General features: G+C 29.1%; 24 protein-coding genes and 1 other annotated feature. Of the genes, 5 read left to right on the top strand and 19 right to left on the bottom strand.

The window, feature by feature from the left end; all coding sequences use genetic code 11:
- Positions 1–3 precede the first annotated feature (3 nt).
- The 4 genes from P4S50_RS10310 to P4S50_RS10325 form a co-directional block, all read right to left on the bottom strand.
- Positions 4–306: an FAD-dependent oxidoreductase gene (locus P4S50_RS10310; protein ID WP_331489568.1), complete on the bottom strand. Its 303-nt coding sequence runs from the start codon at positions 304–306 to the stop codon at positions 4–6.
- Entirely contained in the window at positions 303–1,250 is a 948-nt protein-coding gene (locus tag P4S50_RS10315) for a hypothetical protein (protein ID WP_277730706.1), read from the bottom strand. The genes P4S50_RS10310 and P4S50_RS10315 overlap by 4 nt, the downstream gene beginning before the upstream one ends.
- A 302-nt stretch (positions 1,251–1,552) precedes the next feature.
- Positions 1,553–2,041 carry a GerW family sporulation protein gene (ytfJ, locus tag P4S50_RS10320; protein WP_277730707.1) on the bottom strand — a complete coding sequence of 163 codons (489 nt, stop codon included), beginning with the start codon at positions 2,039–2,041 and terminating at the stop codon, positions 1,553–1,555.
- Between the two features lie 3 nt (positions 2,042–2,044).
- Positions 2,045–2,644, bottom strand: coding sequence for a hypothetical protein (locus P4S50_RS10325; RefSeq protein WP_277730709.1), 600 nt, complete (start codon positions 2,642–2,644; stop codon positions 2,045–2,047).
- 180 nt (positions 2,645–2,824) lie between these two features.
- On the opposite strand from P4S50_RS10325, the gene P4S50_RS10330 reads away from it, so the two are divergent.
- Complete coding sequence (locus P4S50_RS10330) at positions 2,825–3,364, top strand: helix-turn-helix domain-containing protein (protein ID WP_277730710.1); 540 nt, start codon at positions 2,825–2,827, stop codon at positions 3,362–3,364.
- A gap of 59 nt (positions 3,365–3,423) precedes the next feature.
- Here P4S50_RS10330 and scpB read toward each other — a convergent pair whose 3' ends face one another.
- Genes scpB through P4S50_RS10345 form a run of 3 tightly spaced genes read right to left on the bottom strand, consistent with a single transcriptional unit; the run spans position 3,424 to position 5,268 of the window.
- Entirely contained in the window at positions 3,424–3,954 is a 531-nt protein-coding gene (gene scpB, locus P4S50_RS10335; RefSeq protein WP_277730711.1) for an SMC-Scp complex subunit ScpB, read from the bottom strand.
- A 5-nt stretch (positions 3,955–3,959) separates the two neighbouring features.
- On the bottom strand, positions 3,960–4,664 hold the full coding sequence (locus tag P4S50_RS10340; protein WP_277730712.1) for a segregation and condensation protein A: 705 nt from the start codon (positions 4,662–4,664) through the stop codon (positions 3,960–3,962).
- Between the two features lie 10 nt (positions 4,665–4,674).
- On the bottom strand, positions 4,675–5,268 hold the full coding sequence (locus P4S50_RS10345; protein WP_277730713.1) for a site-2 protease family protein: 594 nt from the start codon (positions 5,266–5,268) through the stop codon (positions 4,675–4,677).
- 190 nt (positions 5,269–5,458) lie between these two features.
- On the opposite strand from P4S50_RS10345, the gene P4S50_RS10350 reads away from it, so the two are divergent.
- Complete coding sequence (locus tag P4S50_RS10350; protein WP_277730714.1) at positions 5,459–5,707, top strand: hypothetical protein; 249 nt, start codon at positions 5,459–5,461, stop codon at positions 5,705–5,707.
- An 84-nt stretch (positions 5,708–5,791) separates the two neighbouring features.
- Positions 5,792–6,481: a YhcN/YlaJ family sporulation lipoprotein gene (locus tag P4S50_RS10355; protein ID WP_277730715.1), complete on the top strand. Its 690-nt coding sequence runs from the start codon at positions 5,792–5,794 to the stop codon at positions 6,479–6,481.
- A gap of 36 nt (positions 6,482–6,517) precedes the next feature.
- Here P4S50_RS10355 and P4S50_RS10360 read toward each other — a convergent pair whose 3' ends face one another.
- Positions 6,518–7,660 carry a D-alanyl-D-alanine carboxypeptidase family protein gene (locus tag P4S50_RS10360; protein WP_277730716.1) on the bottom strand — a complete coding sequence of 381 codons (1,143 nt, stop codon included), beginning with the start codon at positions 7,658–7,660 and terminating at the stop codon, positions 6,518–6,520.
- Between the two features lie 383 nt (positions 7,661–8,043).
- Here P4S50_RS10360 and P4S50_RS10365 point away from each other — a divergent pair, with 383 nt between their 5' ends.
- The gene (locus P4S50_RS10365) at positions 8,044–9,375 is read left to right on the top strand and encodes an IS3 family transposase (protein WP_277730718.1); all 1,332 of its coding nucleotides are present in this window, start codon (positions 8,044–8,046) and stop codon (positions 9,373–9,375) included.
- 76 nt (positions 9,376–9,451) lie between these two features.
- Here P4S50_RS10365 and P4S50_RS10370 read toward each other — a convergent pair whose 3' ends face one another.
- A complete protein-coding gene (locus P4S50_RS10370) occupies positions 9,452–11,113 on the bottom strand; it encodes a ribonuclease J (RefSeq protein ID WP_277730719.1) in 1,662 nt (553 codons plus the stop codon).
- 208 nt (positions 11,114–11,321) lie between these two features.
- Between P4S50_RS10370 and P4S50_RS10375 the strand changes: the two genes are divergently transcribed.
- Positions 11,322–12,062: a metal-dependent hydrolase gene (locus P4S50_RS10375; protein WP_277730720.1), complete on the top strand. Its 741-nt coding sequence runs from the start codon at positions 11,322–11,324 to the stop codon at positions 12,060–12,062.
- A gap of 33 nt (positions 12,063–12,095) precedes the next feature.
- Here P4S50_RS10375 and P4S50_RS10380 read toward each other — a convergent pair whose 3' ends face one another.
- The 10 genes from P4S50_RS10380 to alaS all read right to left on the bottom strand — a co-directional run bounded on the left by P4S50_RS10380 (position 12,096) and on the right by alaS (position 22,266).
- Entirely contained in the window at positions 12,096–12,530 is a 435-nt protein-coding gene (locus tag P4S50_RS10380; RefSeq protein WP_277730721.1) for a Fur family transcriptional regulator, read from the bottom strand.
- Between the two features lie 249 nt (positions 12,531–12,779).
- Positions 12,780–12,926, bottom strand: a complete 147-nt coding sequence (locus P4S50_RS10385; protein WP_277730722.1) for a hypothetical protein — start codon at positions 12,924–12,926, stop codon at positions 12,780–12,782.
- A gap of 74 nt (positions 12,927–13,000) precedes the next feature.
- Positions 13,001–14,863 carry a ferrous iron transport protein B gene (gene feoB / locus P4S50_RS10390; protein ID WP_277730723.1) on the bottom strand — a complete coding sequence of 621 codons (1,863 nt, stop codon included), beginning with the start codon at positions 14,861–14,863 and terminating at the stop codon, positions 13,001–13,003.
- 11 nt (positions 14,864–14,874) lie between these two features.
- Positions 14,875–15,093: a FeoA family protein gene (locus P4S50_RS10395; RefSeq protein ID WP_277730724.1), complete on the bottom strand. Its 219-nt coding sequence runs from the start codon at positions 15,091–15,093 to the stop codon at positions 14,875–14,877.
- 146 nt (positions 15,094–15,239) lie between these two features.
- Complete coding sequence (locus P4S50_RS10400) at positions 15,240–15,500, bottom strand: DUF1292 domain-containing protein (protein ID WP_277730725.1); 261 nt, start codon at positions 15,498–15,500, stop codon at positions 15,240–15,242.
- Positions 15,501–15,572: 72 nt separating this feature from the next.
- On the bottom strand, positions 15,573–15,992 hold the full coding sequence (gene ruvX / locus P4S50_RS10405) for a Holliday junction resolvase RuvX (protein ID WP_277730726.1): 420 nt from the start codon (positions 15,990–15,992) through the stop codon (positions 15,573–15,575).
- A 9-nt stretch (positions 15,993–16,001) separates the two neighbouring features.
- The gene (locus P4S50_RS10410; protein WP_277730727.1) at positions 16,002–16,952 is read right to left on the bottom strand and encodes an aldo/keto reductase; all 951 of its coding nucleotides are present in this window, start codon (positions 16,950–16,952) and stop codon (positions 16,002–16,004) included.
- Positions 16,953–17,017: 65 nt separating this feature from the next.
- On the bottom strand, positions 17,018–19,159 hold the full coding sequence (locus P4S50_RS10415) for a hypothetical protein (RefSeq protein WP_277730728.1): 2,142 nt from the start codon (positions 19,157–19,159) through the stop codon (positions 17,018–17,020).
- Between the two features lie 10 nt (positions 19,160–19,169).
- Entirely contained in the window at positions 19,170–19,427 is a 258-nt protein-coding gene (locus P4S50_RS10420; RefSeq protein WP_277734717.1) for an IreB family regulatory phosphoprotein, read from the bottom strand.
- 202 nt (positions 19,428–19,629) lie between these two features.
- Positions 19,630–22,266, bottom strand: coding sequence for an alanine--tRNA ligase (gene alaS / locus P4S50_RS10425; protein ID WP_277730729.1), 2,637 nt, complete (start codon positions 22,264–22,266; stop codon positions 19,630–19,632).
- A 101-nt stretch (positions 22,267–22,367) separates the two neighbouring features.
- Positions 22,368–22,591: a binding site (T-box leader), on the bottom strand.
- Positions 22,592–22,644: the final 53 nt, after the last annotated feature.

Below are 22,644 nucleotides of genomic sequence, written 5' to 3' on the forward strand. Positions count from 1 at the left end.
CCCTCAGTTCCATATCATGCCAAAAAGTCGCAATACTATCAGTCGTGCATGCTTATGACCTGGAAAATCAATATCTTTATGTCTTGAGTATTCATCAGTGAGTTCAAATAGTTCTCTACCACCTAATAGTATATTTTCTTCTGTAGCTGTATATCTTCCATTGTTCCTCATAATTCCCCCGACATTTCCAAGTCCAAGTAACATATCTGTTCTTTCTATTAACGTAACATCAGCTCCTGCTTTTTTAGCACTAATAGCAGCAGCGCATCCTGCCCAACCCCCACCTATGACTACAACTTTTCTCATTTCAAAGCCTCCTTTAGATATACTCTTGGCTCTATTTGAGTCTTGCAAGTTTTTATTTTTTCACCTTTAACCTTTACAATACAAGCACCACATATGCCCTCTCCACAGCAAATCAAATTATTATTAGTTATAGCTAAATTTATTGTATCGTCTACACTATCAACTATATTCATAGTATTTTTATTAAAATGGTTAGACCCTGCACTAAAAACCATATCTACACCTTTTTTTAATTCTTTCTTTATTAAGTTCTCATTGTCTCTAAAGTCAAAACACTCTAAATCTACATTTAATTCTTTTAGTTTTCTTTCTACCTCTTCAATTTTTTTGCCACAGCTATCAAAAAATACTTTTACTTCATTATTATTCTTCAAAAGATTATTAACTGCATTTATCAATGTAACACTTGATAGTCCTTTTGTTACAATCAATACTTTTTTACTTTTTAATTGTTTGAAATATTTAATTCCAAATATACCATTAGTATATGGTCCTTTTATGAATACCGTATCACTATTTAATAAATCTTTTGTCTTAGGTCCTATACTTTCCACAACTATATCCAGTATATTATTTTCTAAGTCTACATTCATCACAGAAATAGGACTATTAAACATATCATCTTTTCTTTTTTTATCTTTCAAAAGTATATATGATCCAGGATGTATCAGTTCACCTGCCAGGCATTTTGGTATGCTTATACTGATTAAATATATATTAGTCTTTATTTCTTTGTGTTTTAATACCTTGCACAATATACCTTCTCTAGGCTCACTTATTTTTTCATTATTTCTTTTGAAATTTTGGTATATACATATTCCTTTTAAGTCACACTCACATAGTTCCTTACCCGATAGCAAAGAACAACTTATACAATCTCCACTTTTAGCTAGGTGACAAGGGCAATACATACTACCTGCATCAACACATATTTTGTTACCCATAACAATCCCCCTTTCAAACAATATAAATGGCACGTTGCAAATCTTATCCTAAAGCTTAGAATAGAAAATTCGTCTAGTCGTTATGCGCTGACTCATGTAGCCAACGATATCTAACGAGCTTTGTTGCTCAAAAAAGTTACAAGTGTAGTTTTTCAATCAATGTTATCCATAGATTCAGAATCATATAATCTACCATAGTATAAAAACTTTATTTCAAACTATACTCATTACTATAATTTATTTACATTTGCTTGTTTTGGTTACAAATAGGAAAAGCTGAAGGCAAGTTTTTGCCTTCAGCTTTAATTTTCTTCTTTATTATTTTTAGAATCTTCATTTTCTTGCTTATTTTCATCTTGTTTCTTAGATTGATTATTAGATTGACCGCTGCTTTTTCCTTTGCCTGAAAACATACCTTGTATATTTTCCATAAGCTTCGGTGTTTTGTTAAGTATATTATCTAGCATATTTGCATTTTGATCTACATACATAAGCTTAGTCTCTTCTTTTTCTACTACCATAAAAGCTACAGGTTGAACAGTTATACCTGCTCCAGTACCTCCTGCAAATGGATATGCATCTTTTGAATCTTCCTCTGATCTACAGTTCTTGTTGTACTCGCCTCCTCCAGACGCAAATCCAAACGAAACCTTTGATATAGGTATTAAAACTGACCCATTTGATGTTTCAACTGGATTTCCAACTATAGTATCCACATCAATCATATCTTTCATATTTTCCATAGTAGTTTTCATTAAACTCTCTATTGGATGCTTTTGTTGTTCTGGCATTATTTATGCACCACCTTTATTTATTTTAAAAGTTCTGTATTCTTTAAAAAGTCTTATAGAATTTATGACTTTTAAGTTAAAGTCTGTTATTATATATATTTTAAATACATTTTCATTGAATCCAGGTTTTATATTTAATTTCAAATCATCAATATTTGCTTTATCATAGATATATTTGAATATTATATTTGTAAAATTGAACAAAAATATACTTAAAAATACATTTTCATTAGATATATATGTATCTATTTTTATTTTTCTGATATCAGCTTTTCCTAAAAGATATTCAAGTGTTTTTTTGAAACTTTCAAAACCCTTTAATATCTCTTTATTATTAAGCCTTTCCTTAAAACTATTTATTAAATCTCCTTTCGTAGAAGTATCTTGTGCAGCTTCTAAATTTATTCCTTCTTCATCAACAGACAAATCCAAGAAAGAATATTTTTTTTCATACTTTATAATTCCAAATAAACCTTTTATTTTAAATGCTATTTCATCATTTTGTCCATTTTTAATCAATTTTATTCTTATTTTCACATTAGAAGTTAATATAATTATTCCTAAAAATATCAAAAATAAGAATATATAAACAATAATTTTCATACATATATTATTTCCCAAAAAATGAAATGCATACTTTTTTTTATAAAATCTATTGACTTTTTTTTATTTTCTTATTATCTAATATAGATATATTATTGATTATATATTATACTTATAAAGTAGTATTTCTTTATACTTAATTTATAAAACATTTTTCCCTTAATTATAGGAGTGATTATTTTGAAAATCGGAGCAAAAATTAATAGATTGAGAATATTAAATCAATTGACACAAGAAGAGTTAGCTCAAAGATGTGACCTTACAAAAGGTTTTATATCTAAAATCGAAAGAGACTTAACTTCTCCATCTATTGCGACATTAATGGATATTCTAGAAGCATTAGGAACTGATTTAAAGGCATTTTTTAATGAAGTTGTAGAAGAAAAAATTGTTTACAAAAAAGATGATATATACGAATCCGTTAATGAAGAATTAAAACATACAATTCATTGGCTTATTCCAAATTCTCAAAAAAATGATATGGAACCTATTTTAGTAGACATAGAATCCGGAGGTAAGACAGTAGTAGATAGGCCTCATCAGGGACAAGAGTTCGGTTATATAGTAAAAGGTTCTGTAATAATTCATATAGGCAGTAAAAAGTTTAAAATAAAAAAAGGAGAGAGTTTTTACTTTACTCCAGATAAAGATCATTATATTGTAAATAATACAAACAAAGCAGCTTCTATACTGTGGGTTTCTACTCCACCATCATTTTAAAAAAAATCGCATTATGCTATAGCATAATGCGATTTTTTATATATTATAAAGCTAATTTTTTATTCTTGTGTTTTTTCTTCTTCAACAGGTGGTAAATCTTCTATCTTATCAAGACCAAACAGTTTTAAGAACTCTTCAGTTGTTTTGTATATTATAGGTTTTCCTATTTTATTAAGTCTTCCTGCTTCTTTTACAAATCCATGCTCAACCAATGTAGATATAGCCTTATCACACTTAACACCACGTATTTCTTCTATTTCCACCTTGGTTATAGGTTGTTTATAAGCTATTATAGTTAATGTCTCTAAAGTAGCTTGAGTTAAACTTTTTTTCTTTTTAGGTTCAAATAACTTTACTACATACTCTTGATACTCTTTGTTAGTTCCCATTTGATATTTGTTTTGAACATTATATATTTGTATTCCTCTATTTTGTTCTTCATATTCTTTCTTTAATTCTATTAATATATTTTCTATATCCCGAGATTTCATGTCTTCATTTATTATTTCTTTTATTTCCTTTACTGTTATAGGATCTGAATATGAAAATAGTATAGATTCTATAATATTTTTTATTCTTTTGTTATTCATACAAATCACTCTACCTTTTTAACTATTATATCTGCTAAATATTCTTCTTGTTTTACTACTATATTCTTTGTTTTTATAAGTTCAAGAACAGATAAAAAAGTAACTATAATTTCTTCTTTATCTGAAGTTTTTATTAAATCTTTAAATAGCAACCTTCCCTTTTTATCCAATTGGTTTTTGACATAATAAATTTTTTCTTCTATTGAAATAGTAGGCTTTTTATATATTGTATCTAATTTATTCTCCGTTTTTTCTTTTCTTATTTCCTTAACAACACTTGGTAAGAATTTCATAAGCATATCTATATTTAAATTTGACAAATCCATTTTTTCTTCTATATAGATTTCTTCTTTTTTTCTGTAAAATACACCTTCTCCTAAATACATTCTATCTTTTAAGTAATTTGATGCATTTTTAAAGTTTTTATATTCTATAAGCTGATGCATAAGCTCAGTTCTAGGATCTTCTTCTTCTTCATTTTTTTTATACAGCAAATATTTAGATTTAATTTCAAGAAGTCTACACGCCATTATTATAAAATCACTAGTTATTTCAAGGTCCATGCCTCCCATTTCATCTAAATAATCTAGATACTGCTTTGTTATTTCAAAAATAGATATATCATATATATCTATTTTGTGTTTTACTATTAGATCATATAACAGATCCATTGGGCCTTCGTAAAAATTTAAAGCTACATTATATCCCATATCAATCACCTTAAAGTATAATATTTATTAAATTGTTTATAACATTATATATAGGACTTGTGACTATCCTTATATTATCCGTAAACATCAATACTATTAATATAATACTGCCTATATACTCATATTTAAAATAATAATAATGCAATCTATTTGGAAGAATAGATAGTATTATCTTAGATCCATCTAAAGGAGGTATAGGTAATAAATTGAATACAGCAAATCCAATATTTATACTTACCGCACTTAAAATTATACTATTTAGTGCATACATATTTACATATCTAAGTTCATACTTGTATAAATATATACATATTATAGCAAGTATTATGTTGCATATAACTCCTGCTATTGAAACTAAAAAAAGTCCTATTCTTTTATGCTTAAACCTATTTGAATTAATAGGAACAGGTTTTGCCCATCCAAAATGTACAATAATTAGCATTAAAAATCCTATAGGATCTATATGCTTTAAAGGATTTAAAGAAAGCCTTCCACTTTTTTTAGCTGTGTCATCTCCTAATATATATGCTGCATATCCATGTCCAAATTCATGTATAGATATTGCCATTAATATACCGGGAAGAATTATTAAAAAATCAATCATATTTTCATTCTCCATTCTTATTCTACGATACTACTTATTATAACAAACTCACATATTTTTTGAAAGAAATTTAATTGTATAGATATGTTTTATGCTACTTTATATCTAAAGTAGCATAAAACATATATAGTTCATAATATAAAAAGAAGAATATTTTTATTTTACATATAATATAGAAAGGAGATTTTTTATGAAGGGTTTTTGTAGTGAATTAGCATGCCTACTCGAAAGTGAAGCATTCCAATGTTTTTTGAATTCAGATAAAATTAAATTAGCACAAGTCAACGCACTAACTTCGCTACTCATAAAAAATAATATCGATTTTGACTCTATATTCACCTCAAAAACTCGTAGAACACCAGCAACACTTACAATAACAGTAGTTGTAAATGAATGTACGAGAATCTCTAGAACATTTACATTTAGTTGTTGTGATTAATTTTGAATTTTTTTCATATCTTGCTAATTATCTAACATTATAAAATTCCTCCGAAAAGAAAAACTATTTATAGGAGGTGTATTTATGAAAAAAAATTCAAAGCCATTAGTTTATACTGTTGTAACAGTACTTGGTCTATCTACTTTTATGATGGGATGTACTAATGATCAAGCAGCTAGAAATGTAAATGATCGAAATGTAGGAATGGGATCACCTAATTATCAAACCACATATCCTAATACAGGATATGTAGGAAATCCAGATTCTCCAAATTATAATCCTAATCAGTATAGAGGATATGTAGGAGATACTAGAACTCCAAATTATAATCTTAATCAATATACAGGCTATGTAGGAAGTAACAGAAATCCAAAATATAACCCTAATCAATATACTGGATATGTAGGAAACACTAATAACCTAAATGATAATTATCAAAACAACATTAGTAAAAAGAGTGCTGGTTTAAATAATACAATTAGAAGCAAGTGTAATCAATTAAAAGGAGTTAAAGATTGTTCAGTAGCAGTTCAAGGAGATACTTGTGTTGTTGCTGTAGATCCAAATACAACTTTAAATGAATCATTAAAGAATCAAATAGAATCTGCTTGTAAGAATACAGATGCTAATATAGATAAAGTAGTTATCTCTCAAGACAATAATGTCTACGATCAATTGAGACGATTAGGCCAGAATGTTGGAGCAGGACAACCTATAAAAGATATTAACACTGAAATTCAGAATATATTCAATAGATTAGCTCCTAGAAGATAAATAAAAAACAGTCTAAGTTTTACTTAGACTGTTTTTTTATTTTAATATAGAATCTAAAACTTTATTTAACATTTTTAAGTAACCGGCCTTTTTAACTTCTTTATTTGATACTAAATTGGATTTCATAATAATCTTTTTATCTTTATATATTTGAACCTCTCCTATTTTTTGTCCTTTCTTAATAGGAAATTTAAAATTCTCGTCTATAACTATTTTTTGTTTGAAATCTTTTTTATCTCCCTTTTTATTCAAATAATAAAGAGGTTGTTCACATGTAAGTTCTATATTCTCAGGATCTGCTTTTTCTAACTTAACTTTTTTCACTACTTGACCTTGATCGTATATTTTTACAGTTTCATAATTAGCAAATCCATAATTTAATAAAGATGATGCTTCACTAAATCTTTCCTTAGATGAAGGTGCTCCTAAAACCACAGCTATTAAAGTCAAATCGTCTCTAGTTGCTGATGCTGATAGACAAAATCTAGCTTCATTTGTAAATCCAGTTTTTATTCCATTAGCTCCTTTATAAAATCTTACAAGCTTATTAGTGTTTACAAGACCTATTTTCTTTTGTTTTTTACCAACTACAATTTCATCCATCCATATTTTTAAATATTTATGAATATCCTTATACTTTATTAGCTCCTTTGACATCAATGATATATCATAAGCGCTTGTATAATGATCTTCTACAGGTAATCCGTTAGTATTTACAAAATGTGTATCCTTCATTCCTAATTCTTGTGCTTTTTCATTCATCTTCTTTACAAATGCTTCTTCACTTCCATAAATGTATTCTGCCATGGCTACACATCCATCATTAGCAGATGCAACAGCTATACCTTTAAGTAATTGATCAACCGTTTTGACTTCTCCAGGTTCTAGAAATAATTGGCTACCTCCCATACTAGATGCATTTTCACTTATAGTGACTTGATCATCTAATTTTATTCTTCCTTCACTTAAAGCTTCCATGGTAAGTAGCATACTCATTATCTTTGTAACACTGGCTGGAGGTAATTTTTCATGCGAATTTTTTTCATATAGAATGGTTCCGCTATTTGCATCTATTAATATAGCAGATTTTGAACTTAATTTCATATCTTCATTTGCAAATGAAGTAAATGAAGATATAATCATTATCATAGTTAAAACTAAACTTAATTTTCTTTTCATTCTTTCACCTCATCTCATTTTAGTTATATTTTGACACTTTAAAAGGTTTATTATACGGTTTACAATTTGGTAAAAAAAAACATAAAAATTCGTCTACTCGCTAACGCGGTGACTCATATCGCCAACGATCCTTACAGGCTCCGTTGCTCAAAATTCACATAGTTCATGGCGCCAACAAGTCTCACGACTCTGTTGCTTAAAAATAGTTGCAAGTATAGCTTTTTCAATAAGTTATCTACAAAACAAAAAATGAAATAATTTATAAATAAAAAAAGATGCAACCGATATAAAATGGTACCTATAGATTGGACACATAAAAAAGAGTGTCTAGTTTATAGGTACTTTTTTGTGTATAATTATCATTGAATATGGAGGCCTTTAGTATGAGTAAAATTACATTTTCAAAAGACAATATTGAAAGATTAAATAAGAACCCTTATGTAAAGCGCGTTAGCGAGAAGTCAATAACATACTCTGACGAGTTTAAAATAATGTTTATTGAGGAGTATTTAAGAGGAAGCACACCACGAACTATTTTCATTGATGCTGGATTTGACGTTGAAATACTTGGTGTCAAGCGCTATGAACAGGCGGCAGCCAGATGGATAAAAGCGTACAAGAAAGATGGAATTATAGGATTAAGTGATACTAGAAGAGTGAATTCAGGCAGACCAAGTAATGCTCCAGTTTCAAAGGACGATATTATTAGCAAACAAGAAGCTAAAATAAAACTGCTTGAGGAACAATTAGAATTGCTAAAAAAGCTCGACGTGACAGAAAGGAGGCTGGTAAACAACTGCGTAAATCTAACAAATAATGAAGTATATGAGTTAATTTTAAAGACTGTGTCTAAAAAAGATTATTCAGGCACAGTTTCTTATTGCTGCTCAATTTTAGGGGTTTCACGTTCAGGTTATTATCATTATTTAAAGACAGCACCTTCTAGAACTATAAGGGAGAATGAAGATTTAAAAGCTAGAGATATTATATTAAAGGCTTATAATTATAGAGGTTATAAGAAAGGTTCTAGATCAATTAAAATGACACTAGAAAATGAGTTTGGTATTATATACAGTAGAAAAAAAATCCAAAGGATTATGCGAAAATACAGTATAGTATGTCCTATAAGAAAAGCCAATCCGTATAGAAGAATAGCCAAAGCGACAAAAGAACATAGAGTAGTACCTAATCTGCTACAGAGAAATTTCAAACAGGGTATTCCTGGCAAGGTGCTACTTACTGATATCACATACATCCCTTACGGGATAAATAAAATGGCATATTTATCAGCTATCAAAGATAGCTCTAGTAACGATATTCTAGCATATCATGTATCTGATCGAATTACTTTAGATATAGCTACAATTACAATTAAAAAATTAGTTAATACACATAAAGCTGATTTACATGATGAAGCTTTTATCCATTCTGACCAAGGGGTCCACTATACAAGCCCTAAATTCCAAAAATTACTAAAAAGCCATAATCTAGGACAATCCATGTCTAGACGTGGTAACTGCTGGGATAATGCACCTCAAGAATCCTTCTTTGGTCATATGAAGGATGAAGTAGATTTCAAAACATGTTCTACACTTGAAGAAGTAATTAATAAAGTTGATAATTACATGGATTACTATAATAATTATAGATGTCAATGGGGATTAAAAAAGATGACTCCTAAACAATTTAGAAATCATCTTTTGAATGCAGCTTAACCCTTTTTTTATAATGTCCTTGACAAAGGGTCCATTTTAATATCGATTGCATCTTTTTTTATTTATAAATTATATATTAAATTTCCATTATTATAGGTAATATCATAGGATTTCTTTTAGTTTTTTCATATAAATAATTCTTAAGTTCATCTTTTATAGCATTTTTTAAATATGCCCATTCTCTTATTTGTTTGTTTTCACATTCAATTAAAGCTTCTCTTACTACAACCTTTGCTTTTTCTATTAAATCTTCTGATTCTCTAACATATACAAATCCTCTTGAAATTATATCCGGACCTGCTATAACTTTTCCATTTTCTTTTGCTATAGTTACAACAACTACCATAAGTCCATCTTCTGATAAGTGTTTTCTATCTCTTAAAACTATATTTCCAACATCTCCAACACCAAGTCCATCTACAAGTATGTTTCCAGAAGGAACATATCCAGCAAGTCTTGCATGACTTTTTCCAAATTCAACAACAGATCCTGTATTAATTGTAAATATATTTTCACTTGGCATTCCCATTGATTTTGCAAGTTCAGCATGTTGCTTTAAATGTCTATATTCTCCATGAACAGGTATAAAGTATTTAGGATTAACTAATCTATGCATAAGCTTTAATTCTTCTTTACACGCATGACCAGAAACATGTATATGCTCTAAATCATCGTATATAACTTGTGCACCCTTTTCAAACAACTGGTTTATCACTCTTGAAACTGTCTTTTCATTTCCTGGTATAGCATGAGCAGAGATTACTACTAAATCTCCTCTTTCAATTTCCATCTTTTTATGCTCTGATGCCGCCATTCTAGAAAGGGCAGACATAGGCTCTCCTTGAGATCCTGTAGTTATTATAACTAATTCATCATGAGCATAATTGTTTATATCATTAAGGTCTATTAATATACCTTCTGGAAGAGTTAAATATCCTAATTCCTTAGCTACATTAACTACATTGACCATAGATCTTCCAGATACAGCTACTTTTTTATTGTACTTATACGCAGAGTTTACTATTTGCTGTACTCTATGTATATTAGAAGCAAAACTTGCAACTATTATTCTTTTTTTAGCTCCTTTGAATATATCATCAAAAGATAAACCAACTGTTTTCTCAGACATTGTAGAACCTGATCTTTCAGCATTAGTTGAGTCAGCTAGCATAACTAGGACTCCTTTTTTGCCAAGCTCTGCTATTCTATGAAAATCCATTACATCTCCATCAATAGGAGTGTAATCTATTTTAAAATCTCCCGTATGGAATATAACCCCTAATTCTGTATGAATAGCTATCGAGCATGCATCCGGTATACTATGAGTAGCTTTTATAAATTCAACTTCCATTAAATTAGTTTTTATTATATCTTTAGGTTTAACTATGTTAAGGTTTACATTATTAAGTCTATGCTCCTTTAATTTCACATCTACAAGCCCTATAGTCAACTTTGTTCCATATACAGGTACATTTAATTTTTTTAACACATAAGGAAGAGCTCCTATATGATCCTCATGTCCGTGAGTTAAAAATATCCCCTTAACTCTGTCTTTATTCTTTAAAAGATAACTAATGTCAGGTATAACTATATCTATACCTAGCATTTCATCTTCAGGAAAACTAAGACCGCAATCTATAACTATTATTTCATCCTTATAGTCAATAGCAGTCATATTTTTTCCTATCTCACTTAATCCCCCAAGAGGAATTATTTTTAACTTGTTCGATTTTCTCATCAATAAAATCATCTCCTTTTATATTTAAATTGTCCGTTTTACCCGTTCATTTTTTAAAATAGGTAATAATAAAAAACGTCCAACTATTACCATAGTACGTATACATTTTATCATACATATATATATATTTAATAGAATAATTTTTTGACAAATTTATTCTATTTTGATATCCTCAAATTAAATCTTATCCAAACTAAGGAGGTTGCCCATGAGAGGCGTAAGTCACTTTGCAATAGGAGTATTAACAGTTGTTGAAACTTCGATATTAATCGACAAACCACTTTCTCCATTAACATTCATGATTTCGTCATTTTGTTCCTTACTTCCAGACATAGATGAATCTCATTCTACAGTTTCTAATTTATTAATAAAAAGTTCATTTTCCAAAGCTATTTATAGATACACCCTTTATTTAATAAATATGATTACTTTTTTTATATTAATATATATAAATAAAAATCTAACTTTTAATTTTATACTCAGCTTTGTTCTTATAGTACTCATAGAAAATAAATTAAAGCATACTACACTTAGAAAATCACTATTTTCTGCTTTATCATTTATACTATGCTTATCTTTATATTATATAAAAGCTCCATTCGCTTTTATTTCATTAACTATATTTATAGGAGTTGCTCCATGGCTAAGACATAGAGGCTTTACTCATAGCTTAATAGGTATTATACTTTTTTATTTTTTATTAAAAGAAATCGAGACAATAATAAACTGCCCACAACTTGCATTATACACCTCAATTAGTTATGCTTCACACATCTTTTTAGGTGATATATTCACTAAAATGGGTATACCTATATTTTATCCAATATCCAATAAAAAAATTTCTCTAGCCCCATTTAAAGTTGGTAGCTTATCTGGTAATATATTTGAATTAGTTTATACATTCGTGTATTTTTTGATAGTCATATGTACATTTAAATATAAGCTTTGATTTTTAAAAACCCCATGGCAAATGCCACGGGGTTTATTTACAGCTATTACACATCCCAAAAAACTTAACATCGTGATCAAATATCTTAAATCCATAATTTTTTTCTATTTGTTCTTCTAACGTTTCAAGTAAATCTTCTTCAACTTCTATTATTTTATTACACTTTTTACATATAAGATGATGATGATTATGTGTTTCGTCATTTAAATTGATTTCGTATCTACAGCAACCGTCATCTAAGTTAAGCTTTGATACAGCGCCTATATCATCTAATAACTGAAGTGTTCTATATACTGTTGCAAGACCAATCTCTGGACACTCAACCTTAACTAAATCATATATTTCTTCACTGTTTAAATGTTTTCCTTCATTTTTTATCATTATATCGACTATAGATCTTCTCTGAGGAGTTAGTTTATAGCCTTCTTCTTTTAATTTAAGTTTTACTATGTCTATATAACTTTCCATATAATCACCTACATTTTCAAATAATAATTCTTTTCATTTAATATTTTATCTGAATATTATGCTTATGTCAAGTTTTATCAATTGATATTTTTTCAATTGATAATTAAAAATTGGCTTCATGCTACCGCATGGCTCATGTCGCCAACGAGTCCTCCGGTCTCTGTTGCTCAAAATAGTTGCAAATTTGATTTTTAATCAATGTTATCCTCAGTTTGAAAAACTTATAATTTTTTCATATATAAAATAAATTTATTTTTTACATTCCTTCTTTAAATTACACTTCTTACAAGCCCCGCTGCACTTAAAAAAATCAACCAAGCTAGCATTACATCTTGGGCACTTTAGATCTTTATTATCCTTTATAGTATACCCACAAGTTGGACATTTAATCTCCATAATAACCCCACCCTTCATTATATACAAAAATTCTTGAGTTGTTATGCTCAAGAATTTTTTGTCTATACTTATTATTATATTATAAACTGCGCCAATATTCCTCCAACTAAGAAAGATATAACAAAACTTCCTATCCATATAGCTGCAGATTCTTGCCAGCTTCTTTCTTTAAATATAACCATAATAGCCGCTATACAAGGAACAAATAAAGTTATAACTACTAAAGACACTAAAAGCTGAGGTGCATTTAAAACACCTTGAGATGCTAAATCTGTAAGTCCAGCAGCTCCAAAATCTCTTCTTATAATCCCCATTATAAAAGTTTGAGTAACTCTTGGATCAAGCTTTAAAAATCCTTGTGTTATAGGAGCACATAAATTTATTGTAGCATCTAGTGCACCTGTATCTTGAAGAACAGTTATTATAACAGCACCTAATACAAATAAAGGTCCCGCCTCTATTATAAACATTTTAGATTTTAAATATGTCTTCTTCATAATGTTTGACATTTTTGGCATTCTAAGAGGTGGTAAATCTATCAATAAGTCAGTAGATTCACCCTTCATAAATTTGTTTAATAAAACTCCTACAATACCAAATACAAGTACTATTGTAATTATATAAATAAACGTATATTTAGCTCCTAACGACGCAATAAGACCAGCTATAACCCCTAATTGTGCTGAACATGGTATTGCAAGACCTAAAAGCATAGTAGCAATGAATCTTTCTCTTTTTGATCCTAATATTCTAGTAGTTACAGTTGCCATTGTTACACAACCAAATCCTAGTATTATAGGTATTATAGCTCTACCATTAAGTCCTATAAAATTTAACATTCTATCAACTAATGTTGCTATTCTTGGAAGGTATCCTGTATCTTCTAATAAAGATAAGAAGAAGTAAAAACCCACAACAAGTGGTAATAATAAACCAAACAAGTATATAGGAGCCATAGTTAAAACTCCAAACTCTCCTATTAATAAGTGCCCTATGAATGAAGTATCAGATACAAATTTTCCAACAGTATTCATTATTATATTATAATAATATTGTCCCATTATAACTTCTTCAGTTACTCCAACAACAGTTTGTGCAACGAATACACCAACAGCTTGATATATTATGTATAGTGTTAAAAGTAATATAGGTATTCCTGTTAAAGGCTCAACCATCCATCTACCTAGTTTAGTTCTAAACGATGCACCTTCATTAGTTTCTTTTATTATGCTATTAATAATATAATCTATTCTAGTTCTTCTTTGCTTATATATTTCTTCTCTCAATTTAGGAGAATTACTTACATCGTGTCTTTTTAATAAATTCTCATCTTCTTCAAGTATTAATAGTCTTTCTGAATCAAAATCTGCAATTTCTTGTATTTCAATAGTTTTATCTTTTACTATATCTATTCTATTACCTACTCTTGCTTCATTTAAGCTATTTTTAACATCTTCAAGACCTTGTCCCTTTATAGCACTAGTAGGTATTACTTTTACACCTAATTCTTTTGACAACTTATCTATATCTATTTCTATTCCGTTTCTCTTTATATCATCCATCATATTAAGAGCTACAATTACAGGTTTTCCTGTATCTATTAATTGTTGTGTTAAAAACAAGTCTCTTTCTAAGTGAAGAGCATCTACAACATTTAATATTATATCTGCATAAAGAATTACATCTCTTGCTACTCTTTCTTCATCATTAAAAGAAGATATTCCGTAAACTCCTGGAGTATCCATTACAACATAATTTTCAAATCTTCCAGAGCTTATATCTACCGTAGTACCTGGGAAATTCGATACATCAACATAAATACCTGTTAAATAATTGAAAAACACAGATTTACCTACATTTGGATTTCCTGCTAAGACTAATTTTATATCGCCATCTTTCGTAGTTACGCTTGGATTATAAGTGTGACATGTAGACATTTTACTTCCCCCTATACTGCTTTTACTTTTATTGTTTGAGCTAATTTTCTCCCTATAGCTATTTCTTGAAATCTATTTTGTAGTACTATAGGACCTGCAAATACTTTCTGAGAGCACACTAAATTAGCACCTTCATAAAGACCTAGTCTTATAGCTTGTACTCTGATCTTTTCATTTGGTATTTCCATTATTTCTATTTTTTGTCCTCTATTTATTTTATCTAAAGTCATTGAAGTTCCTCCCACTTTTAATTTAAAATAGTTCTCATTTCACAAATACATTATATTTCATATGATAATGAATGTCAATATTGTGTTTTGCTGTATTTTGACAAAAAAAATTCATACTATTTCTAGTATGAATTTTAAAAACTATATTATTCTAATCCTTCTTCTTGCATTAAAGTATGATATACAGCTACTACATTTTCATACTCTTCATCATCTTCTATAGGAACTATAGCATATTCTCCATCTAATTCTTCTTCCATTCTGAATATGTATGCTTCTTCATCATCATTTTCATCTAAAGGCATAAGGATTGCATATTCTTTTTCTTGAGCTTCTAAAGTCATTATAACTTCAAATTGAATCTCTAATCCATCTTCATCTACTAATGTTACTATGTTTTCTTCCATTAAAGTCACCTCATCGAAATTTATTATTTACTATTATTATATACCAAAGTCTTAAAATTTAATATATAAATATTATATATTTCTTTGCATATCTAGGTATCCTTGTAAAATAAGTACTGCCGCTAGCATATCTATTACTTTTTTTCTTTTTTGTCTACTCACATCAGCTTCAATTAAAGATCTTTCAGCTGCAACAGTTGTAAGTCTTTCATCCCAAAATTTTATTTCAAGGTCAGTTATAGTCTTTAATTTTTCAGTAAATTTAACTACTTTTTCACTTTGAGGTCCAAGTGTTCCATTCATATTTTTAGGAAGACCTACGACTATTTGTGAAACTTCTTTTTCTTTTATTATTTTATCTAGTTCTTCTAAATCTTTTTTTATTCCTTTTCTTCTTACTGTTGTAACTCCTTGAGCTGTAAGTTGCATCAGATCACTAACCGCTACACCTATTGTTTTGTTACCTACATCAAGTCCCATTATTCTTTTCATACTTTCCTCCTAGATTATCTTTATACAAAAGTCTTTACAATATTTCGAACAATATCCGCATAGTACGCACTTACTTTTATCTATAACTACTTTATCATCTATTATAGATAATGCATTATGTTGGCACTTAGCTACACAAGCACCACATCTTTCACACCAATTAGCTATTTTAAGTTCTCTTTTTTTATTATTTAATTTTTGTTTTATATTTTGAGGTATCTCTCTTCCCTCAAATTTGCAGATATTAGCTATTACTTCTTCCTTTGATTGCATCCCTATAGCTATTGAATCTAATATATCTAGATTTAGAGAAAAGTCTAATGCTTCATCATAGGAGTGTATCAAATTTCCTCCACCAAGAGGCTTCATAGCGTATATTCCTATATTATTTTTTTTAGCTTCTTTTATAGCTCCTATCATATCTTCTATACTTCCATCGTGTATACCAATACCTGCTTTATTAACTATTGGATGAATAATATCTATTTCTTCAAGCTTGGAAGCCGCTTTTACCGCAGCTACTGTATGTGTAGATATTCCAACTGATCTTATATACCCTTTTTCCTTCATTTTGATAAAATACTCTATAGCTTCCCAATGACCCCTTAATGTATGTTCACTTTCTTGTTCGTGAAGCAAGAATCCATCTATATAATCAGTATTCATCTCCTCCATTGCTTTTTTCAAACTCTTCTCAGCCGTTTCTTTAGAATAAGAATATGATTTAGTTATAAGAGTTATTTTATCTCTTTGATAACTTTTAAATGCTTCATTTATATGCTTATATGTTCCATAAAGTTCAGCTGTATCTATAAAATTGACACCTCTTTCAAAGGCCTCGATTATAATTTTTGCTCCATCTTCTGCACTAAAGTTTCGTTGAAGTGGTCCTATTGTTAATCCCCCAAAACACATTTTAGAAACTTTAAATCCACTTTTACCTAATATATTATACTCCATAACTTTCCCCATCCTTCAAAATTTTTTTCCCCTAAAATAAGTCCCTGTTATACAGGGACTTAAAATCATTTTGATACATCTAATTCTTTTGCAAGTAATACAAGTACAGGTATTATAACGTATGCTATACTAGTTGCAGCTGCAACTACACCTGAATCATTTACTAAGAACCCTACTATACTTGCAACTATAATACTAGTCCATCCTTTAGCAAGGTATGGATATCTATCACATACTTTTTTAAGTATTCCAACAGGCTTTTGAAATAGTACTACTACTATTAAAAGTCCTAGTATTAAAACCTTACTCCATATAGATACTCCAATCAACTTCATATTCATCTCAATTTTTCTAGTTATTATCTGAAGTATTATAAGAGGTCCTCCAGATGCTATTTTCTTTATAGCCCCTGCTAGATGAGATTGACTTCCTATAAAATAGATGTCTATTATCGCCATAGTAGATACTACTCCCACTACAGCAAGTCCTATAAAAATTATTTTCTTCAAATCTATTTTTATATTATAAAGTCTCATTATTAAATATAAAAATGAAAATACTGATGTTATAGTTCCACCTACATTAGCCCCCATCTTAGGATGTCCAAGTAGTACTATTGACACTATAAGTATTACAGATGCTATTTTCTTATTTATTATATTCTTTTCTAAAAGACCTGCAACCGAGAATATTAAAGAGCCTATTAAAACTCCCATATATTCATTTCCTATACCATAATATCTAGCTCCAATTATAGGATCATATCCTAACAATGAACTTTTTATCATATTTTGTCCTGTAGCAGCATCTATTAATACTCCCAATGCAACTAATCCACTTAGAAGTATCAATTTACTCAAGTCATCTTTTACTATTTTGTATACTAAGAAGTAAACAATTATTAACAATCCTACTATACATGTTATTATAGATGCTTTTGTTGAATAGTTAAGTAGTGGTGCTATCAACAATACAAACGGTATAGTTATTGTAAATTTCAATATAGCACACAATACTCTAAATGTATTTTTAGGTGTCTTATGTCTAAAGAATATTGCAACAAGCATTATCATCCACATTATCATCTCAAATGCAGCATAAGTATAAAGTACAGGTATTCTTATTTGCATATTAGACACTATTTTATCGTAATCTTTTAATAAAAACTCCATATTATTATCGGATTCAATCTTTTGTATAGTTTTTCCTGCTATAACATCTGACTCTATTCCAAAATAGTCAAATATATCAGCTGATATATCCTGATTTGATAAAACACCTTTTCTTCTAGTCGTACCCGATGTTAGTAATCCTTTTTCTTTTCCATCAAATACAACTATAGGAGATAGTCTATATCCATCTATATAATCTTGCTTTTCAGGATAAGCACTTGTAATATATATTCTATCGTTTTCATTTGCTATTTTAAATACTTCTTTTAAATAATCACTTATATTAGAATATATTTCTGTTTTCATTTTTTCATAAGAATCTTCATTTAGATTTTCTTTATAAAGATCTAGTCTATATGTATCTCCAAGTTCTACTATAAGTAGATTGTTTTCATCATAATACTTTTTTGTTTCTTTTTTTAATTTATCATAGTCTGTTCTTATTCCAAATGGCATAGTTTGATCTTTAATATTAATATTATCTATATTCCCATTTTGTACTTGTCCATTTATATCCATTCCTATTAGAGCTATCTCTCTATGTTTTTCTTCATCTGTATCTGAATTTCCTAAAACAGCCAGATTAAGATTGTTATTATTAAATTCATATCCAATAGCACCTAAAAAAGCTCCATATTCTCCTCTTTCATTAGATGCATTAGTTTTATTAATATCTAAATTATTTATATATCCAGGATTTATTCCGGTTCTTCTTAAATATATCTCTTTACTATTTTCATTTATAGTCTCAAAGTCTATATCTGATGGATTTATATAAGCTCTGGTTCCAGCGCCTATACTTGCATAAGACCTTATATCTGAAGTTCCATTTGCACCCTTTATGTTCATAAGTCCTACATATCCATTTTCATTCATTTGATTATTTAGATATTTTATATCTTTCAAATCCTGTATACTAGTTCTGTTTATATTTATTAATATGACTTTTCCTTTTTCATTTGCAAAGCTCATATCAGGTACAGAATTAATTAGTACGACTATTAGTAAGAATAATACTAAAAACTTCTTTTTCAAATTCGTCTACCTACTTTCCTTCTAAATATTTTTTGAGAATTTCTTCTAATATCTCATCTCTTTCATATTTTTTAATTAAACTTCTAGCATTATTATGACTAGTTATATAGGTAGGATCCCCAGACAAAAAATAACCTATTAATTGATTTATAGGATTATATCCTTTTTCAACTAAAGCTGCATATACGGTCTCTATTATTTGATCAACACTTAAGTTTTCTTCCTTTGGTGCTTCAAATTTCATAGTATAATCCATATTTTCCATAATTAACACCTCTTTTGTATATTTTTGTTTATTTAATTTCCTGATAATAAAAAAGTCTTCTTTTTAAAAATTTTAATGTAACCTTTTTTGAAATTCGTAACGGAAATTATACTGATTAACAATTTAAATAGGAATATAATTTCCTACTCATTATAAACTATTATAACATAAAACAGGAGCACTAGTTCGCTCCTGTTTTATCTTATTACTTAATTTGATTTTCCAATACTTCTTTTGCTTTCATTAAAGCCTCTGCTATCTTAGAAGAATCCTTACCGCCTGCTTGTGCCATGTCAGGTCTTCCTCCTCCATTTCCACCAGCAACCTTAGCAACTTCTCTTATTATATTACCAGAGTGCACTCCTCTTTGAACTACATCTTTAGTAGCTGTAACTATAAAGTTAACCTTATCACCAGATTTATTTCCTATTACTACAACACCTGATTTAAATTTATCTTTTAGATTATCTCCCATATTTCTTAGAGCATTCATATCCATATTTTCAAATTTTGCTGTTATTAAATTAACACCGTTTATTTCTTTTCTAATTACAGCATCATCAACTGAAGCCATTGCTAACTTACTCTTTATAGCTTCTAATTCCTTATTAGAATCCTTAAGTTCTTCTACAATAGACTTAGCTTTATTTATCATATTATCTTCTTTAGCTTTTAAAGTAGCACATACTTCATTTATAACATTTTCTTTTTTATTTAAATATTCATAAACACTCATTCCAGTTATAGCTTCAATTCTTCTAACGCCTGATGCTACTCCTGATTCTGAAAGTATTTTAAACATTCCTATTTGAGAAGTATTAGTTAAATGAGTTCCTCCACAAAGTTCAACAGAGTACTCACCCATAGAAACAACTCTTACAACATCTCCATATTTTTCTCCAAATAAAGCTGTAGCTCCCATATTCTTAGCATCATTTATAGACATTTCAGTTGCATTTATATCTAATGAGTTCATAATTTGGCTATTTACTATTAATTCTATCTTTGAAAGTTCTTCACTTGAAATACCCTCAAAATGAGTAAAGTCAAATCTAAGTCTTTCATCAGTTACAAGTGATCCTGCTTGTTGTATATGATCTCCTAAAACTTCCTTTAATGCCTTGTGAAGAATATGAGTTGCCGAGTGATTTCTCGCGCTATTCATTCTTATATTCTTTTCTACTAAACCACGAACCTTATCATCAACTTTTAAGCTTCCTGATTTGATTAATATCTCATGGTGTATTCTATTGTTTATACCTTTTTTAGTATCTAATACATCACACTCGAAGTCGCTATTTGATAATATACCTCTATCTCCAGCTTGTCCTCCACTTTCTGCATAAAAAGGAGTTTTATCAAGTATTACAGTTACCTTCTCACCATTATGAGCCTCAGTTACTATTTCATTTCCTTTTACAATAGCCTTAACCATACACTCATTTTCTAAAGATGTATAACCTACAAACTCACTAACTATATCCTTATCTAGCTTTGAGAATACGTCTTCTTTCCATCCTTCTGATTCTCCATTTTGTCTTGCATTTCTAGCTCTCTCTCTTTGCTTTTGCATTTCTTCAGTAAAAGATTCTTCATCAACTTCAAGATTTTCCTCTTCAAGTATTTCCTTAGTTAAATCTATTGGGAATCCATAAGTATCATATAATTTAAATGCATTCTCTCCAGATAAAACTTTTTTATTATTTTCTTTTAATTCACCTATATATGATTTTAATATATCTATACCTTGGTCTATAGTTTCTTCAAATCTTTCTTCTTCTATTTTAAGAACCTTTTTAACGTATTCTTTTTTCTCAACAAGTTCTGGATAAGCCTCTCCACTGATATCTACAACCTTATCCATTAATTCATATAAGAATGCTCCCTTTATACCAAGTAACTTACCATGTCTTGCAGCTCTTCTTAAAAGTCTTCTAAGAACATATCCTCTTCCTTCATTAGAAGGCAATACTCCATCTGCAATTAAGAACGATGTAGCTCTTATATGATCAGTTATTATTCTTATAGATGTATCTGTTTTATTGTCTTTTCCATACTCAGTATTAGATAATTTAACTACTGAATCTAGTACATATTTTATAGTATCAACTTCAAATATATTATCTACATTCTGCATTATACAAGCCATTCTTTCAAGACCCATACCTGTATCTATATTTTTATTTGCAAGTTCATTGTAATTTCCTTGATCATCTTTATCAAATTGTGTAAATACGTGATTCCAAAACTCTATGTATCTATCACAATCACATCCCGGTTTACAATCTGGATTATCACATCCATATTTTTCTCCTCTGTCATAGTATAACTCTGAACAAGGTCCACAAGGTCCAGTTCCTATTTCCCAGAAGTTATCGTCTTTTCCTAGTCTAACCATTCTTTCTTCTGGGAATCCCATTTCCTTACTCCATATATCATATGAATCATCATCATTCTCATACACAGAAACCCATACCTTATCTTGAGGAATTCCTAAGTTCTCTGTTATAAACTCCCAACCCCATTTTATAGATTCTCTCTTAAAGTAATCTCCAAAAGAAAAGTTCCCTAACATTTCAAAGAAAGTACCATGTCTTGCTGTTTTACCTACATTTTCTATATCTCCAGTTCTTATACACTTTTGACAAGTAGCCATTCTCTTATTAGGTGGAACTTCTTTTCCCATAAAGTATGGCTTAAGTGGAGCCATTCCAGCATTTATAAGAAGTAAACTCTTATCATTTTGTGGAACTAGCGGAAAACTCCCTTGCGCTAAATGACCTTTTGATTCAAAAAAATCTAAAAATCTTTTTCTTATTTCATTTAATCCTAATTTTTGCATTTATATTCCTCCTAAGTTTTTAATTATAGTTATGTACAAAATTCCTATCTTACTACTTGTATTGCTCAAAAAAAATAAAATCCTCGCCTCTATGAAAGAAACATAGGGGCGAGGATTGATTTCGCGGTACCACCCTACTTCAACTGCAAAGCAGTCTCAGGATAAAGCCTTAGTTTTAACGGAGTCACATCCGACGTTTTCTACTTAATTATTTCAAAAGCGCTACTCCGAGACAGCTTCGATAAATCTATCTAGAAACCTTCCAGCCTAGGGTTCCCTCTCTATAAGAATCAATCAATCTACTAATTCTCTTCACAGTATTTAAGTATGAAATTTTATATAATTAAATTTTATATTCAAAATCCAATTATGTCAATA

The organism is Tepidibacter hydrothermalis, assembly GCF_029542625.1.
Classification (GTDB): Bacteria; Bacillota; Clostridia; order Peptostreptococcales; family Peptostreptococcaceae; genus Tepidibacter_A; species Tepidibacter_A hydrothermalis.

Excerpts from the sequence above, each read along its gene's own strand:
- P4S50_RS10385 (WP_277730722.1), bottom strand. The coding sequence starts at position 12,926 with ATGGAGATTAAATGTCCAACTTGTGGGTATACTATAAAGGATAATAAA.
- ruvX (WP_277730726.1), bottom strand. The coding sequence starts at position 15,992 with ATGAAAAGAATAATGGGACTTGATGTAGGTAACAAAACAATAGGTGTA.
- P4S50_RS10370 (WP_277730719.1), bottom strand. The coding sequence starts at position 11,113 with ATGAGAAAATCGAACAAGTTAAAAATAATTCCTCTTGGGGGATTAAGT.
- ytfJ (WP_277730707.1), bottom strand. The coding sequence starts at position 2,041 with ATGCCAGAACAACAAAAGCATCCAATAGAGAGTTTAATGAAAACTACT.
- P4S50_RS10315 (WP_277730706.1), bottom strand. The coding sequence starts at position 1,250 with ATGGGTAACAAAATATGTGTTGATGCAGGTAGTATGTATTGCCCTTGT.
- P4S50_RS10355 (WP_277730715.1), top strand. The coding sequence starts at position 5,792 with ATGAAAAAAAATTCAAAGCCATTAGTTTATACTGTTGTAACAGTACTT.
- feoB (WP_277730723.1), bottom strand. The coding sequence starts at position 14,863 with ATGTCTACATGTCACACTTATAATCCAAGCGTAACTACGAAAGATGGC.
- P4S50_RS10325 (WP_277730709.1), bottom strand. The coding sequence starts at position 2,644 with ATGAAAATTATTGTTTATATATTCTTATTTTTGATATTTTTAGGAATA.
- P4S50_RS10345 (WP_277730713.1), bottom strand. The coding sequence starts at position 5,268 with ATGATTGATTTTTTAATAATTCTTCCCGGTATATTAATGGCAATATCT.
- P4S50_RS10340 (WP_277730712.1), bottom strand. The coding sequence starts at position 4,664 with ATGGGATATAATGTAGCTTTAAATTTTTACGAAGGCCCAATGGATCTG.
- P4S50_RS10410 (WP_277730727.1), bottom strand. The coding sequence starts at position 16,952 with ATGGAGTATAATATATTAGGTAAAAGTGGATTTAAAGTTTCTAAAATG.
- P4S50_RS10380 (WP_277730721.1), bottom strand. The coding sequence starts at position 12,530 with ATGGAAAGTTATATAGACATAGTAAAACTTAAATTAAAAGAAGAAGGC.
- P4S50_RS10365 (WP_277730718.1), top strand. The coding sequence starts at position 8,044 with ATGAGTAAAATTACATTTTCAAAAGACAATATTGAAAGATTAAATAAG.
- P4S50_RS10375 (WP_277730720.1), top strand. The coding sequence starts at position 11,322 with ATGAGAGGCGTAAGTCACTTTGCAATAGGAGTATTAACAGTTGTTGAA.
- P4S50_RS10360 (WP_277730716.1), bottom strand. The coding sequence starts at position 7,660 with ATGAAAAGAAAATTAAGTTTAGTTTTAACTATGATAATGATTATATCT.
- alaS (WP_277730729.1), bottom strand. The coding sequence starts at position 22,266 with ATGCAAAAATTAGGATTAAATGAAATAAGAAAAAGATTTTTAGATTTT.
- P4S50_RS10350 (WP_277730714.1), top strand. The coding sequence starts at position 5,459 with ATGAAGGGTTTTTGTAGTGAATTAGCATGCCTACTCGAAAGTGAAGCA.
- scpB (WP_277730711.1), bottom strand. The coding sequence starts at position 3,954 with ATGAATAACAAAAGAATAAAAAATATTATAGAATCTATACTATTTTCA.
- P4S50_RS10310 (WP_331489568.1), bottom strand. The coding sequence starts at position 306 with ATGAGAAAAGTTGTAGTCATAGGTGGGGGTTGGGCAGGATGCGCTGCT.
- P4S50_RS10395 (WP_277730724.1), bottom strand. The coding sequence starts at position 15,093 with ATGACTTTAGATAAAATAAATAGAGGACAAAAAATAGAAATAATGGAA.
- P4S50_RS10400 (WP_277730725.1), bottom strand. The coding sequence starts at position 15,500 with ATGGAAGAAAACATAGTAACATTAGTAGATGAAGATGGATTAGAGATT.